Raw genomic sequence first — 15,175 nt, 5'->3', positions numbered from 1 at the left:
TCACTCGGGCACGCCGTTCTTACCTCTCGAGTCGAGAAGTTGCGGCAAGGGCGGCATCTGCGCCTTGGGTGTCTGGACTGGCTTGTCCGGCACCCCATCTGATTCTTCCTCCTGCTTTCGGCGGACGAGCACACCGATGATGCCGAGGACGACCAGCGAGGCCCCTATGACTATTAACCAAGGGGCAAGCTCCTGCAGACTCACGTTAGCGGGCTACATCGGCAGTTGGAAGAAGCCATAGGCACCAAGGCCCAACAGCGCCGCCCAAAATGCCCAGTTCCAAGATCGCAACCCTTCAGAAAAACGGAACATGGCACTGCTCACTGATGCCCCAGTGAGACTATTACCGAAAAGGCGTGACATGGCCAGACCATCGCCCCCGATTCACGCCGTCGGGTTCCCGAGGTAGGCAGATGGCGTGGGGCCTTGGTCATGCGGAACGTCGCGGCGCCGGCCGCAGGGCCGCACCGCGGATCAGCGCCTCACTATGCCCTACAGCGACGAAATGAGCAGACGCGATCCAGGGACGATAGCCATGCGGTAGGGACGGGTTTCAGATCGATTTTCTGTGTACTCTACTCGTTATCCGCCGGGCGGAGGCGCAAGCTCTTTGAGGCCAGCTTCGATCAGCGCCACTTCATCTTGGATTGCTATAACCGCTTTCTCTGTGGTGACGCCCGAAACGGCTTGCAATTGAGCGAGCATCTCACGGCGATGAGCCAGCAACTCCGTCAGAGCTCGCCGATCTCGCACCTTCACGTAGCCAGCGACAATTAGCTCCATGGCCTTCGACATCGCCGCGCTCCATGCAATCACTGCTGTTCAGGTGCTCGCCAGAAGGCTCATGTAGTCGCTTTCAACCGCGGTTGGGTAACGAAGCCAAGCCGTCGCTGGGCACGATCGAAGGCGTCCAGCTCCGGGCATATTCAAAACTCCGCGCTTGCCGGCGGCCTCGAAGATAGTCGTGGAAGCCCGGACCCAGCGTCTTGCGCCCTCACTGCCGCCAGCCATCCTTGTCGAGTTCGACCAGGAAGCCCTCTGGCATGCGTGGCGTTTTGGGCAGCACGACGACGACCTCAATCACCTGTTTCAAGATCTCTGTAGCTAAGTCAGCAATCACCAAAGCGAAGTCATCCTCAATCTCCGCAGCGGTGCTTTCGTCCTTCGCATAGACGTACAAGAGCGGTCCGTCGACTTCGGCGAATCTGACGCCAGCGAACACCCGATAGAATACAGTCGCGCCTATTACACCGGCTAACTTTGCCTGTATTGCGTAATCCTGAGTATTGGTGAGATCCATGGCGCGGAGATAAACTCACATCGCGCGAAAACAAGTCATAAAAAAATTCAGCAGCCTAGGTGTGGTCTTGACGCATATCATCCAGCTAGAGCCCTATAGCCGCCGGTCACGCTGGTGCGCGTTCAATCCTGCTCTTCGTTCCAAGCTGCGCTCGTTCTCGCGATCAAAAGGCTCACGAGCTAAGGCGCCGTCTAAGCTCTGCCACAGACCAGCAGAAAGAAAAAGGCCGCCAGCAGGCGGCCTGTTTTGGATTTCGTCCTCTGCTATTTCTTGAGGGCGTCCGCGGCATCCCGCGTTGCATCCTTGATATCTCCTGCGGCGTTGTGGGCGGATCCCTTGGCCTTATCGATCTTGCCCTCGGTTTCCAGGTCCTTGTCCATCCGGCCAGCAGCTGCCGCAAACTACACCAACACGAGCATCGCCGCATCCGGGCTGCTTGGCCCGGCCTTCGCGGCAGGCCACTTCGGTGCATACGCGCTTGGAGCTGGCGTTGGCCTGGGCGGCAATTTCAATATCGACGTCTTGGAGAAATAGTTGTCTGCTATCAATGTTTTACTTCAGTCGAAATCGGCGTCCGTTCTCACGGACGGAGCGATTTACCAACTATACGGAACTTTGGTCGGCGTCGGACCAAAGGTGCGGCCGATGCCGCACCTAAAGTGCGCGGTGGCGATGCGGCGCGTATCTCGGCTGGGCACCGATCTGTGAGGAAATCAGCGCCGCTGCGCCCTCATTCGATAAATTGAAGAAGATTATGCCGGAGCTGCTTAAGGCGTGCGCGGTGGCGTACGAGCAATTGCTCGAACAATGTACGGCGGGACCATATATTGAGGTCGTAATCGCCGGCATCAACGGCCAGGGGCAACTAGAGGCCTACATAGCGCCTTCGCATGACCGGTACGGCAAGGCTTGAAGCATTATAGATCTTGAGGGACTTTCCGTCACGCCCACCAACAAAGCAGTTCATCGCCGCGTCATCGAGATCGCGAACGGCCGAACTGCTGATGAGCTAGATCCCGCGGTTGACGGCCTTGCGTTCTTGGAGGCGCAACGGGCGGCTGACACTGGCGCATTCGTCGGAGGCTTCGCGCAATTGACGACAATCGCAGCCGGCAGCATTTCCACGCGCATCATTCATCAGTGGGATGAAGCTGTCGTTGGGCGGAAATTGGCTGCGTGAGGTAGGCGTAGGCACGTGGATGAACAATGAAGATTGAGCTTCACAACCTTCCGCCCGACCTAGCCGCGCCGCCACCGGACGCAAAAGGCTGGCTCGCCTATCAACCATCTACCCGCAAAGTCTGGTGGAAGATCGATGGTGAGTGGACCGTCGCGCATCAAAAGGCCGCAGTGGCAAGCCACCGCGGCCGGCCGGGTTAAAATGTGTAGGTGAAATATGGGATCCAGCCCCGGCAGAAGTAGCCTATCCCGACTATGCCGAGTCGCAATGTCGTCGATGCCACACCTTGGAAAATGTTGCGTCTACGTCAGGGCTACTGACGGATGGAGGAAAGGGAGAACTCGCCGGGGCTGGCTATAGCGAGCCCTCAACCTCCACGCGCGAGCCGCCGCCTCGCAACACAACAGCCTGCATGCGATCGCGTCAGATTCATGTCGTCCCGATATCGAAATCTGGCGAACGGGCTCGATCACCGCTGATGGCCGAGGCCGATGCCCAAAGTCAATGCTTTCTGACGTAGCGCGCCCTCGGTGCGCTTAGTCATCTTGGCGAGTTTCATGACCGGAGTCCGAGCCTTCGAGTGCGCCTTCAATTCTTTGATGTCTTCTTTCGTCCATTCGCGGCGGACAGGTTTCTTAGTCTTCTTAGCCACTAGGTGACTCCATCAACGTTGATGGTCGCCGTTTAACACATGGCGCAGTGCGCGCAAACCTGCCGGTTGGTAAGCCGGTGAGGGGGAGAACCCGCCCATCGACTTTCGTCCCGCGTTATTGCGGACCGCGCTTGTGGAGGCTGATGATGACGATCCGGATGATGCAGTCGGAGATCGTTTCCCCATTGCGTTGCAACTTCTCCAGCCAATGTAGCGTCTTCGCGTCAACCGGGACCCGCCAGCTTACCGTTGGGTAGTCGCTGTTTCGCCTCTTCGGGTATTGGTTCTACCGAACTCTCGATTAGGGCGCGGCACTCGTCGGTGATTTCGATGTCCGGCATGATCGACGAGGAGGCCTTGAGTAGTGGTGATCGCGACCCATTCGCCTGCCTTGGCTCGAATGGCCAGTTAAATCGCGGCAATGCTCAGCCACAGCAGGTCGATAGGGTGACGCGAGCGAGAAGACGATTGCGCTCATCAGGGCGGCGATGGCTCAGCAGCACGACGATGCTATCAACGAAGGTGGTTGCGGCAGTCAAGGATGCCAAAGCAAGGCGGGTACTGGCTTAGGCTGCGGCGAGACGGGTGGCGGCGTGAGGGCGGCGCTGGACGCAAATATTGCGGAACACTTAACCCAGTTTTGGTATTGGAAAAAGGTCATGGCGCTCCTCGTGAACAAGATGCTCAAGCTTTAGAGCTCGCTATCGCGGGCGCCGCGACGTGTTCCTGCTGAGTTATTTGCAAGATCACCTGGGTAGGCCGGTCGCATGGTTTACCGGGTTACTAATCCTCGCCCTGGTCGTTGTCGGGCTTTATCGCCGCTTTCGGAAGCTCTAGCACCTCCTGCTTTGGGGCTGGCGACGTATTGATCACCTTCAACACACAACACGTTCCTTTCCTCGACCACCCATACGCCATTCTCTTTATCCTCCTTGGTCTGGAGTATCACATCCATTTCTATACCCGTGCGCATGACGATCGGATGCCGACCTTGAAGCACATCGCTTAAGAACACTTCGTCTTTGATTGGGGCTCCGAACTCTCCCTCGTGGAACGAGAAGCGCCAGCGACTTTCGCCCGGCAAAAGCACCGGACTTATTAGTGTGACTCGCTCGGGTTCTTCGCGCGTGCGCTTTTCAACAACAGACTCTTCTTCGAGCAGGGTGGTGTATCGCGGAAATTCGGACCTCTGCACAATCACGGCTGGTTTGGAGCCCGGCTTTGGAGTTGCTCCCACGCCCTTCACCGCCGGGTCCTTTTCCAACTCCCAATACACCTGCTGCACATTCCGTTCGGCGAGAGGCAATGGAGCACTATGTTGGATTAGACGTGTCACTGAAACTGACTTCGATCTGAATCGTCGATCGGACAGGAAAGGTCGAGCGCGAAGGGGTGGTTACGTCTGACCCGGAGGCGATCGCGACGTTCATCAAATTGCACGTGTCACACGTCGTTCGGATTGGACTCGAGACCGGAGCAACGTCGACGTGGCTATGGACCGAGCTGAATAACATCGGGTTACCCGTTATCTGCATTGACGCCAGGCCTGCGAAGGCGGCTCTGAAGATGCAGATCAACAAGAGCGACCGAAATGACGCTGCTGAGAAAGCGCGCATCATGCAATGTGGTTGGTACAAGGAGGTTTGCGTCAAGGATCTCGAAAATCATGCGACCAAAGCCCTTCTTGTCAGTCGAGCTCTGCTCGTCAAGACCAAGCGGGATATCGAAAATCAAGTCCGGCGGCTCCTCTAGAATCTTTGGGCTTGTCATCGGACGAGCAAATATGAATGTACTTGCTGTGCGCGCTGCGCAGTTGGCCGAGGATCGGTCGAGCTTTTTGCCGCGGTAGATCCATTGCTGAAGGCACGCGAAGCCGTCGAACAACAGATTGCGGACCTTGACCGCAAGGTGCTGCGGCTGGCTCGCAACAATGCTCAGGTGCGACGGCGGCTCCTGGCGTCGGCCCGGTCACGGCCTTTGCTTCCTTGCGACGATCGATGACCCCGCTCGCTTCAAGAGGTCACGAAGCGTCGGAGCCTACGCAGGGCTAACGACTCGCCGATACGCATCCGGGGAGATTGACTGGACGGGCGAATCTCGAAATGCGGCCATAAGATGCTGCGAAGTAACCTCTACGAGGCGGCCAATGTGCTGACACGCGTAGCAAAATGGTCAGCACTCAAAGCGTGGGGCATTCGGCTTGCGAAACGAAGCGGCCTTCGCAAAGAAGGTTGCGGTTGCCCGAAAACTTGCTGTCATTCTGCATTGGATGTGGATCGATGGTACCGAATTTAAATGGTCATCAAGGGATGCTGCTGATCAGCCTGCATAAAGGAGAGTTCCCGCCGAACAGCGGGAGCGAACGTCCCTGCCGGGACGCTGGCGTTGGTGAGATCGCCCCTGGCTTTGCGGTGCTCGAAAGGACAAAGCGCGCTTCACACATTGATCCGCCAACATCATCTTACGCCATCATGCGGAGGGCGCGCCCCTACCGCGGATAGAACCATGGATCCGGCAAGGACGTTCAAAGAGAGCTTGACCTCACGCCCGGAATTAGAGAACAGCCAGGGTCAGAAGCGGGCACTAGCCACTCACTCGATCACCTCGTCAGCGCGGGCGAGCAGCTCCGGCGGCACCGCGACGTCAAGCGCTTTCGCAGTCTTGAGGTTGATCGACAGCTCCAGCTTGTGAGGCAACGCGCGGCGAGTAGCCATCTTCTATGCAAGTTGCGAGACAAGCCAAGTCAAGTACGCCGCGCCGACCGGCGGGAAGATCATGGCTGAACTCTTCAAGAGCACGCCGAGGCACGCTGCTCCGCCGCTACACGCTTCCCAGTTCGAAGATAAGAAGTGGCCTGCGGCAAATAGACAAACCCCGAAAGAAACAGCAGCGCGTGCGTCCGTTCCCATTGTCGTGTCTGAAACGGCATCAAAAATTTCTTGAACGCTGTATTCAAGCAGGCACCAAACTGGCCACAGGAGCACGCATACGGCTTGCCGTAGCCCCAAGCGTCTCTGGTGGCGGCGATAGAAATGCCCAGCTGTGATCAGGAAGCCTAGAACATATACCCATAGAAACGGCATCAGCGGCTTAAATGAAGCCATTTTTTTCCGATCCCCGAGCTGCAATTATAAGTTCAGAATCAGGATTTTAAATACAAAAACGATTGTTGCCAACAAATTAGACGTTAGTGGTGACCTCAGGTTGAGCAATCTCGCGTCAGGAAATCTCGCCGGCGCCGCGTTCAGCGTTAATCCCCTGTGACACCCGGTTCTTGGCTATTTCTATTGGCATAAGCGCGATGGCGCGAGCCAGAAGAGCAGGACAGGCAGCTGCATGTCGCACCGGTCGCAAGTCTTCCCCGCGGCGCACGATGGCATGATGTGTGAGCGCTTCCGTCGTGTCGCGCGTGACATCTATAGCCCTTGCCCAGGCCGTGACTGACCCGCGCGCATCGCGGGGGGACCATTCGGCCATTTTCCGCTTCAGCCGAAGACGGCGGACAGCATGCGACAGAGCGTGCCTATCTATCGGCTTATCTCCTTCCACCGAGTGGACGGGAAGAACGAGGGGCTGTCCCTCGTACAGTCTTTGCGTAATCGCCTGCTTGATCAGTAACACTGGGCCGCAAAGCCAAGCACAAGTCTGCATATCGTTCGGCTCGCGGGGGGAGCTGAGGAGAGCGGCCTAGGGTCCTTGGGCATTAGCGGCTGCTCTAAGTAGCAGTCTAGTTCGATGAGGACTATGATACCTCCTAACAACAGGCCAACTTGGGCTTCTGCCTATTTGCTTGATACCTAGACGGGCCTTTCCGAGTTGCGACGGACAGCTTCGAAGACCGACAACCAAGTTCCGCGGAAGTCGGCTCTCGGCCTTGGCTGATTTGCCAGACTAGTCGTGGCTGCACCGGCAAGTCTCGACAATCACGCCGCGGACTGCTAGCCCGTCACCATGCCGAATGGGTTTTGCCGTTATGGAAGAGGCACTTGAGGGTGTATCGTAGATGGATTGAGGGCGGGAATGGCGTGAAAAAAGGTCCATCCCAGCTGCTCGGTAACTCGGCGTGGAACGCGACGGCCTTCGCGGTCGCGGTGCTGCTCAATCTCGCGATTCTCCCGTTCGTGATTTTCCGGCTAGGCCTCGCCGCGTTCGGTGTCGCCGGCCTCGTGACGGCCTGTGTCGCACCGGCGCTGATGTTCAGCAATGCACTTGGTCTCTCGACGGCGCGCGAGTTCGCGCAAAGGCTGGGACCAACCGATCGCGACGAGGCGCGCCGGTTTTTCGCGACCGCCCTCGGGCTCGCCATCGTCCTGGGCAGCCCGATCGCAGCTTTACTCGGCCTTACGGGCGCGCCGCTCGCGCGGCTGGGATTTCATCTTGGTGGTCCGGCCGCCGATGACCTCGGGCTTGCCTTCGGATTAGCCGGTGCCGGCTGGTTGTGCCAGTGCGTGCTTGCGGTGTTCCTCTCGCTATTCACCGCGCGTCAGGACTATCGACGGATCGCCTCGATCAGCATCACGGGCACGGTGGTGACGACAATGTCGATGCTGCTGCTGATACCATATGCGCCGCGCGCCTCGACCTTCCTGGGCTGTCAGGCCTTGGGCTTCGCGACCAATCTGCTGATGGCCATCGGCTGGTCGCGGCGTGCGATCAGTGACTGGCTGGCGCCGCCTGCGCTTGATCGCAGCGCGCTGCACGCATTGTTCAAGCTTGGTGGCTGGCAGGTCGCAGCCCAGGGCGGCGCGCTGTTTGCTGGACAGGCGGACCGCTACCTGCTCGGCGCGCTGCTGCAGCCGCAATTCGTCGGCTTCTACAGCGTCGCGCAGCGGTTGGAGGAGGCGGTCTATATCGGCGTGCTGAAGATCGGCGAGATCTTGTTCCCGTTCTTCAGCACGTTGCAAAAAGAGGGTGACGATCGCAAGGTCGACCTGCTGCTTCGCTCATCGTGGATCCTCAATGTGCTTGCCGCGAGTGCGCTTGGCGGCCTGATCCCGGTCGCTGGCGCATTGCTGCATCGATGGACCGGCGCCGAGGTCGCCGCCGAGGCTCAGCTGGTGCTGGTAGTGCTCTCGATGAGTGGAATATTCGGGTCCAGCGCCAACGTGTTTGCGTTCTATCTGCTGTCGCAGGGGCGCTCCAGTTCCAATGCGGTGATCTCGCTGGTCACTGGAATCTTCACGCTGGCGACCAGCGCCATCGCGTTGCCCTATCTCGGCTGGCAGGCAGCCGGTTGGAGTTCCTGCGTCGGAATGGTCGCGCAGATGGTGACCACCGTGCTGCTGTTGCGGCGGAGCTTCAGGCTTTCCACGATGTGGTCGCGGATGGTGCATTTCGTCCTGATTCCGCTCGGCACGGGAGTAGCCGTGGGGCTGGCGCTGCGCTCTCAGCTCAGCCCTGTGTCATTCGACCACGCGCCGTCTTGGTGGTATGTTGTGTCGCTTTACGGCGTGTCGGCGACGGCAATCTTTGTCGCCGCCGTTGCTATGTCGCAGTTGGGTCCTTATCGCGCCGTCTGCTGGCGGGATCTCCGCGTCATCATTACTTGCTTCCTGCCCTTCAAGGCCGCGTAGACATGTGTGGTATCGCAGGCATCGTCAATCTGCGCGGCGCTCCGGTGGCGCCGGCCGACATCTCGCGGCTCACCAGCCTGATCGCGCATCGCGGTCCGTTCGGTGAGGGCACCTGGTACAACACGAAGCGAAACGTCGCGTTCGGCCATCGCCGTCTCGCCATCATCGATCCCGGCGAGGGGGGCTATCAGCCGATGGTGTCGGGCGATGGCCGCCACGTGATCGTCTATAATGGCGAGATCTACAACTTCCTTGAATTGCGTCCCGAACTTGAAGCAAAGGGCGCGGTCTTCCGCAGCCAGTCCGACACCGAAGTGATCCTTGCCGCCTGGCAGGCGTGGGGCGAGGACATGCTACTGCGGTTCAACGGCATGTGGGCGCTGGCGATCTACGACACGGTCACGGACGATCTGTTTCTTGCGCGCGATCGTTTCGGCATCAAGCCCATGCTGTACGCGCTGTCGTCAGAGCGGTTCGTGTTCGCCTCCGAGCAGCGGTCGCTGGCGCGGAGCGGACTGGTCGAGACGTCGCTCGACGTCGACGTGGCGCGGCGGCTGTTGCTTGATCCGTTCGGCATCGAAGGCAGCGAACGGACCCTTTTCGCGCAGCTCCGTCGGCTGCAGGGCGGTCATTGCATGTGGCTGCGCCAGGGGCGTGTGCAGGTGCGCCGTTGGTGGCGGACCGTGGATCATCTGCCCGCGATCCCGGATACCGAAGGCGAACGCGCCGCGCGCTTTCGCGAATTGTTCCAGGATTCCGTCGCCCTGCGCATGCGTAGCGACGTTCCGATCGGGACCTGTCTATCCGGCGGCTTTGACTCCTCCGCGGTGATCTGCGCGATGGCGACACATGCGAAGGCCGGCATGGGACCGCGTGACAGCACCGCCTGGCGGCATGCCTTTGTCGCGACCTTTCCCGGCGCCAGAAACGACGAGCGGCCGATGGCGGAACAAGCGGCCGCGTGGGCCGATGTGGCGCCGAGCTTTCTCGAGATCGGGCGCTCCGACGCGCTCACCGACATCGACCGGATCCTCGATGATAACGACGACGTCTATATCGGGCTGCCGAGCGCGCCGTGGCTGATCTATCGCGAGCTCCGGCGCCAGAACGTCACCGTGTCGCTCGACGGCCACGGGGCGGACGAATTGATGGGCGCCTATCTGCAGGAGGGGCAGTCAACTGCATTTCGTATCCGGAACGCGGCAGCCGCGCTCACGTCACGGTCGCAGCTGGCACAGCGCGGCATCGATTTCTTGCGCGCGCAGATGATCAAGCGCCAGGGACATTACTTCCTGCGCGGAGGCCTGAACGCTGTGCCTGCACCGCTGCCACTGGTCGCCGAAGGCGACGAGTTACCGAGCGTGTGGGGCGCGCTGAACCGGCGCCTCTATCGCATGTTCCACTCGACCACGCTGCCCACCATTTTGCGCAATTTCGATCGGCTTTCGATGGCGCACGGGATCGAGGTTCGCATGCCATTCATGGACTGGCGGCTGGTGACCTATGCGATGGCTTTGCCGGAGGCGAGCAAATCGGCTGACGGGATGACCAAGGTGGTGGCGCGGCAGGCGATGGCCAACCTGATGCCCGAAAGCATCCGCACCGCGCGCCGCAAGGTCGGGTTCAACTCGCCGATGCCGGAATGGCTGAACGGACCGCTGGCCGGCTGGACTGCGGAGCTGCTCGATCGGAATGTGCCGGCATTTGCCGAGTTCGTCGACGAAGCGCCGCTGCGAACGGTGGTCGGCCGCCTGACTGCGTCGCAGAACTGGGATTGGCAATCCGTCGGCCGGATCTGGCCATACCTCAATATGAAATGGATGTTGGCAAGGACCGCGTAATTGATGCGTCTGTTCCAAAATAGCGGTCTCTATCCGTCCTATCTGCCGCGGCTGAATCAGCTCGCGGCAAAAGCGTCGACCTTCGCGGCGCGTCGCGACGCGTCCCTGCAGGATCGCTTTGGTGCGGCGCATATTCTCGAGCCCGTGCTCGACGGCGCACCCGAAGCCTTCTTCACCAATGGCGACGACAAAGTACTGCAGCGCCAATGGGCGCGCGAGCAGGGCATGAAGGGCACCCCAACGCTCGAGGCCATCCTGCTCGCGCAGATCGAGCATCATGGAACCGAAGTGTTCTATAATCTCGATCCGGTCCGCTATCCTAGTGCGTTCGTTGCCAAGCTGCCCGGATGCGTGACGAAGACGCTGTGCTGGCGGGCGGCGCCCTCCGGCAATGCCGATCTGACCGCCTATGGTGCGGTGCTTGGAAATTTCCCCTCAATCCTGGAGTCCTGGCGTGGCAAGGGCTGCCGGGCGGAGCTCTTCTTCCCCGCGGTCGATCCTGTCATGGAGCAGTACGGTCGTGGCGAACGGCCGATCGACGTGGCGTTCATCGGTGGATATTCGCGGCATCATGGCGCGCGGGGTAAGACCCTCGAACAGGTCGCAGCCCTGGCGGCCGATCGCAAGCTGGTGTTCTGCCTCGATGCGTCGCGGCTGACGCGGCTTGCCGAAAGCGCCGTCGGTCGGTTGCTGCCGCTGCGCAAGCATCGTCGTCCCGACGTCATCGCCCGAATCGCACGGCAGCCGCTGTTCGGCAGGGACCTCTACCAGCTGTTCGGATCAGCGAAGATCGTGCTCAACGGCGCAATCGATATGTCCGGCAACGATCGCGGCAATATGCGGTGCTTCGAGGCGATGGGGTGCGGGGCGCTGCTCGTGTCGGATGCGGGCAACTATCCGGACGGGATGGATCCAGGGCAGACCATTGTGACCTACGAGGCGGGCAACGACTGCATCGCCCAGATCGAGAATTGCCTGCAGAACTGGGATGAGATGAAGGTGAAAGCCGAGCGGGGACGACGAGTGGTTGGAGATTTGTATAGCAAAGAGCGCCAGTGGGCCCTATTTGAAAACCTCTTGGAGCACATCTAGGAGCAGGCATGCACGTCGACGGTGTAGTTTTCAGAATTAAGGAGATGGCTGACGCGCTTGCATTGCCTATCTACTTTGCGAGAGGACGTCGCCCGTGGTCAGTTGGTTATTTTACACGCAAGAAGAGCGCCATTCGGATAGCGATCGACGCGGCCGCAGTCCGACGGGGGCGCCCCCTGTCGGAGGCATTTGGCATCGGCATCGATGAGAGGGTCGTCGAATATCCATGGTTGTTCGATCGGTTGCGCCGCGATGGTGTCCAGCTGGGTCGAATGCTTGATGCGGGATCGACATTGAATCACGAGTACATTCTCGGCCGCGAACCGCTGCGCAAGGCAGACCTCACGATCATGACGTTGGCGCCGGAAAAGCGGTGCTACTGGTATCAGGGCTACTCCTACGTATTCGGGGATTTTCGCAAGACGAGGTTCGAGGACGGCTCCTTCGACACCATCATAAGCATATCCACTCTGGAGCATGTCGGGCTGGACAACACAATGCTCTACACCGATGATCCGGCTAAATCAGAAGACAACACGGATGGCTTTGCCGATGCGATGCGGGAGTTTCGGCGGATCATCGCTCCTGGCGGACGTTGCCTGATCACGGTGCCATATGGGCGATATGAGAATTTCGACTGGTTTCAGGTTTTCGACCGGGGCATGATCCAGGCCCTGATCGACGCTTTTGCGCCCTCATCCTACGAGCTCGAATTCTTCGGCTACGAGAAGACGGGCTGGCGCCGAGTAACGGAGGCTGACGTTGCGAATGCGACTGCTTTTGATCCGCATAGCGGGCGCGGCCGGCTCGACGACAAGGCTGGCTGCGCACGCGCCATTGCCTGCATCGAGTTGATCAGATGAATCTGGACTACTGGCTGCAAAGGATGCTGGGACGCGCAACTTGTCGTCTTGGGCCCCACGCCAGGCTGATGCCGACTGCACGCATTCGTAATATTCGAGGTGACTGTGATTGCATCGTCATCGGTGAGAACAGCGTTATCCGCGGTGAGCTTTTGACGTTTGCCCATGGCGGGCGGATCGAAATCGGTTCGTGGTGTTATGTCGGGGAGAATTCCCGAATATGGTCCGCCGGGTCGGTGCGCATTGGAGACCGGGTGTTGATCGCGCACGATGTGAACGTCTTCGACAATCTGACCCATCCGGTGGACCACGTGGCGCGCCACCGGCAAATCCAGGAGATGTTTACCAAAGGTCATCCGCGCCAACTGAATCTCGATGAGCGTCCTGTCGAGATCAACGACGATGCCTGGATCGGGGCCGGGGTTTTCCTGATGCGAGGAGTTCAGATCGGCGCCCGCGCGATTGTGGCGGCTGGTTCGGTCGTCACCGGTGACGTCGCCGAGGACACGATTGTCGCCGGAAACCCCGCGCGAATTGTAAGGTCAGTCCGTGAAACTTAGTTTGGTTAGGTCACCATGATCGTCTGGATTACAGGCGCGAACGGGTTCATCGGCCGCCACCTCGTGCATCAGTTGGCGGGCGCAGGCCATGCCGTGCATGGCGTCGGACACGGTGCGCTTGACGCAACGGAAGCCCGACGGCTTGGCTTGCAGAGCTGGATCAACGGTGAGATCGATGCGGCCAATCTCAACGCGCTTGCGGCTGCGCACGGGCTGCCGACGCACGTCTATCATCTGGCCGGCGGATCATCGGTCGGCATCTCCATCGAACGCCCGTTCGAGGATTTCTCGCGGACGGTCGCGAGCACCGCACGGCTGCTCGAATGGCTGCGCGGATCAGCACGAGACTGCGCCGTGATCGCGGCGTCGAGTGCGGCGGTCTATGGGGCCGACCATGTCGGCCCGATCGCCGAAAGCGCCATCGCAACTCCGATGTCGCCCTATGGGCAGCACAAGTTCATGATGGAGCAATTGTGCCGAAGCTACGCGCAATCGTTTGGTCTCCGCTGCACGATCGTTCGGCTGTTCTCGGTCTATGGGCCCAATTTGCGCAAACAGCTGCTCTGGGACATCTGCTCGCGGTTGCAGGCCAAGGAACAGGTGCTCACGCTTGGCGGTGTGGGCAGCGAGATTCGCGACTGGACCGACGTTCGCGATGTCGCGAGGCTGCTTGCAAGCGTTGTGGAACCGGCGTCGCAGGGAAACTGCCGAGTCATCAATGGCGGTTCGGGCCGCGGGACGAGCGTCGCCGACGTCGCGACCGCCCTCGTCCGGCGCTGGGGCAGCAGCACCGTCGTGCGACACTCCGGCGTAAGCCGGCCCGGAGATCCCATCAGCCTGTTGGCGGATGATGCAATGCTGCGCCAGATCGGGTTCGATTGGCGCATTTCGCTCGATCAGGGCCTTGCCGATTACGTGGCCTGGTTCAAGGGGCGGCATTCGTGACGCCCCACCCATTGCGGTTCGCGTTTGGTCACATTTCGCGGCGGATTTGGGCCGGCGGGTTCAATTATCAGCGCAATCTGTTCGCGGCGCTCGCCCATTTTCTGCCCGGCGAATTTGTTCCGGTCGTCTTTGCAGGGAAGAGTGCCGATGCGAGTGAGCTCGCGGAGCTTGCCGCAGTATCAGACGTCGAAGTCGTCCGATCGGAGGCGTTCGATGGACAGCCCGGCTTGGCTGCGGCGCTCGGGTTTGGTCTGGACCGCGGAGCCGCGGCGGCGTTTCACTCCGCGCGCGTCGATGTTGTCGTCGAAGCGGCACGCTTCTTCGGCTGGCGGCTGCCGATCCCGACAGTGGCATGGATTCCGGATCTGCAACACCGTTCCCTGCCGCAGGTGTTTCCAACGACCGCACGCTGGCGCCGCGAGATTGGCTTCCGCGTTCAGATCGCATCGGGGCGAACCATCATGCTGAGCAGCGAGAGCGCGTTGCGCGATTTCAGGGCTTACTATCCGCGTGCCAGGAATCGGATCAGCGTGGTGCGCTTTGCGACCCGGCCTCCGGACGCGTTCCTGAAAACGGACCCGCTGGAAGTGATCGCGACGTATCATCTGCCGCCGAACTATTTCTATCTGCCCAACCAGTTCTATCGCCACAAGAACCACCAGCTGGTCATCGATGCGTTGGGGATCCTAAAAGGTCGCGGGGTCGACGTCCTCGTTTGCGCGTCCGGCAGCACGGAAGATCGGCGCGAGCCGGGCTACTATGATCTGATTAATTCCGAGATCAAAAAACGCGGCCTCGAAACCCACTTCCGTCACCTCGGCGTGATCCCGTTGCCGCACGTCTACGCGCTGCTGCGGGCTTCGACCGCATTGATCAACCCATCGCGCTTCGAGGGTTGGAGCACAACCGTCGAGGAGGCGAAATCGTTCGGCGTCCCGATGATCCTGTCGGATATCGACGTGCACCGAGAGCAGAGCTCAGGTGCCGCCCGCTATTTCGGCATCGATGATCCGGTCTTGCTGGCCGACCACCTGATGGAGGTCTCGAAGATGAATAACGCGGCGCCGGTGCGAAGCATTGTTCCATATCAGGATGATAGCGTCCGCGCATTCGCGGCAAGTTTTTCGGACGCGTTGCGACGAACCCTCGCGGGCTGAAGAACCGAGAGG

Annotated in this window: 17 protein-coding genes; 10 read left to right on the top strand and 7 right to left on the bottom strand. The window is 60.0% G+C overall.

What is annotated here, in order from left to right; genetic code table 11:
• Positions 1–582 precede the first annotated feature (582 nt).
• Positions 583–795: a hypothetical protein gene (locus tag WN72_RS32740; protein WP_092213137.1), complete on the bottom strand. Its 213-nt coding sequence runs from the start codon at positions 793–795 to the stop codon at positions 583–585.
• A 199-nt stretch (positions 796–994) separates the two neighbouring features.
• Entirely contained in the window at positions 995–1,300 is a 306-nt protein-coding gene (locus WN72_RS32735) for a hypothetical protein (RefSeq protein WP_092213139.1), read from the bottom strand.
• 1,206 nt (positions 1,301–2,506) lie between these two features.
• Between WN72_RS32735 and WN72_RS32725 the strand changes: the two genes are divergently transcribed.
• Positions 2,507–2,680 carry a hypothetical protein gene (locus WN72_RS32725; RefSeq protein WP_167380637.1) on the top strand — a complete coding sequence of 58 codons (174 nt, stop codon included), beginning with the start codon at positions 2,507–2,509 and terminating at the stop codon, positions 2,678–2,680.
• A gap of 269 nt (positions 2,681–2,949) precedes the next feature.
• Here WN72_RS32725 and WN72_RS32720 read toward each other — a convergent pair whose 3' ends face one another.
• The gene (locus tag WN72_RS32720; RefSeq protein ID WP_092213141.1) at positions 2,950–3,132 is read right to left on the bottom strand and encodes a hypothetical protein; all 183 of its coding nucleotides are present in this window, start codon (positions 3,130–3,132) and stop codon (positions 2,950–2,952) included.
• Positions 3,133–3,620: 488 nt separating this feature from the next.
• Between WN72_RS32720 and WN72_RS32715 the strand changes: the two genes are divergently transcribed.
• On the top strand, positions 3,621–3,827 hold the full coding sequence (locus WN72_RS32715; RefSeq protein ID WP_092213143.1) for a hypothetical protein: 207 nt from the start codon (positions 3,621–3,623) through the stop codon (positions 3,825–3,827).
• 77 nt (positions 3,828–3,904) lie between these two features.
• Here WN72_RS32715 and WN72_RS32710 read toward each other — a convergent pair whose 3' ends face one another.
• On the bottom strand, positions 3,905–4,417 hold the full coding sequence (locus WN72_RS32710; protein WP_143130537.1) for a hypothetical protein: 513 nt from the start codon (positions 4,415–4,417) through the stop codon (positions 3,905–3,907).
• A gap of 233 nt (positions 4,418–4,650) precedes the next feature.
• On the bottom strand, positions 4,651–5,016 hold the full coding sequence (locus WN72_RS47995) for a hypothetical protein (RefSeq protein WP_244553667.1): 366 nt from the start codon (positions 5,014–5,016) through the stop codon (positions 4,651–4,653).
• Between the two features lie 46 nt (positions 5,017–5,062).
• Between WN72_RS47995 and WN72_RS47125 the strand changes: the two genes are divergently transcribed.
• Entirely contained in the window at positions 5,063–5,287 is a 225-nt protein-coding gene (locus tag WN72_RS47125) for a transposase (RefSeq protein ID WP_244553691.1), read from the top strand.
• Between the two features lie 436 nt (positions 5,288–5,723).
• Here WN72_RS47125 and WN72_RS47120 read toward each other — a convergent pair whose 3' ends face one another.
• Positions 5,724–5,846, bottom strand: coding sequence for a hypothetical protein (locus tag WN72_RS47120; protein WP_430640360.1), 123 nt, complete (start codon positions 5,844–5,846; stop codon positions 5,724–5,726).
• Between the two features lie 3 nt (positions 5,847–5,849).
• A complete protein-coding gene (locus WN72_RS32700) occupies positions 5,850–6,236 on the bottom strand; it encodes a hypothetical protein (RefSeq protein ID WP_143130538.1) in 387 nt (128 codons plus the stop codon).
• 921 nt (positions 6,237–7,157) lie between these two features.
• Here WN72_RS32700 and WN72_RS32695 point away from each other — a divergent pair.
• The 7 genes from WN72_RS32695 to WN72_RS32665 are packed head-to-tail and all read left to right on the top strand — an operon-like array spanning position 7,158 to position 15,163.
• Positions 7,158–8,705 (top strand): lipopolysaccharide biosynthesis protein, encoded by a 1,548-nt coding sequence (locus WN72_RS32695; protein WP_092213147.1) that lies wholly within the window; start codon positions 7,158–7,160, stop codon positions 8,703–8,705.
• 2 nt (positions 8,706–8,707) lie between these two features.
• A complete protein-coding gene (asnB, locus tag WN72_RS32690; protein ID WP_092213149.1) occupies positions 8,708–10,546 on the top strand; it encodes an asparagine synthase (glutamine-hydrolyzing) in 1,839 nt (612 codons plus the stop codon).
• Positions 10,547–10,549: 3 nt separating this feature from the next.
• Entirely contained in the window at positions 10,550–11,638 is a 1,089-nt protein-coding gene (locus WN72_RS32685; RefSeq protein WP_092213762.1) for a glycosyltransferase family protein, read from the top strand.
• Between the two features lie 8 nt (positions 11,639–11,646).
• Entirely contained in the window at positions 11,647–12,501 is an 855-nt protein-coding gene (locus WN72_RS32680; protein WP_092213151.1) for a methyltransferase domain-containing protein, read from the top strand.
• Entirely contained in the window at positions 12,498–13,061 is a 564-nt protein-coding gene (locus WN72_RS32675) for an acyltransferase (RefSeq protein ID WP_092213153.1), read from the top strand. Before WN72_RS32680 ends, WN72_RS32675 begins: the two co-directional genes overlap by 4 nt.
• A 15-nt stretch (positions 13,062–13,076) precedes the next feature.
• Positions 13,077–14,006, top strand: a complete 930-nt coding sequence (locus tag WN72_RS32670; RefSeq protein ID WP_092213155.1) for an NAD-dependent epimerase/dehydratase family protein — start codon at positions 13,077–13,079, stop codon at positions 14,004–14,006.
• The gene (locus WN72_RS32665; RefSeq protein WP_092213157.1) at positions 14,003–15,163 is read left to right on the top strand and encodes a glycosyltransferase family 4 protein; all 1,161 of its coding nucleotides are present in this window, start codon (positions 14,003–14,005) and stop codon (positions 15,161–15,163) included. The genes WN72_RS32670 and WN72_RS32665 overlap by 4 nt, the downstream gene beginning before the upstream one ends.
• The last annotated feature ends 12 nt before the right edge of the window (positions 15,164–15,175 follow it).

The organism is Bradyrhizobium arachidis (assembly GCF_015291705.1).
GTDB classification, from domain to species: Bacteria; Pseudomonadota; Alphaproteobacteria; order Rhizobiales; family Xanthobacteraceae; genus Bradyrhizobium; species Bradyrhizobium arachidis.
This window is presented reverse-complemented; position numbering and strand designations above follow the sequence as displayed.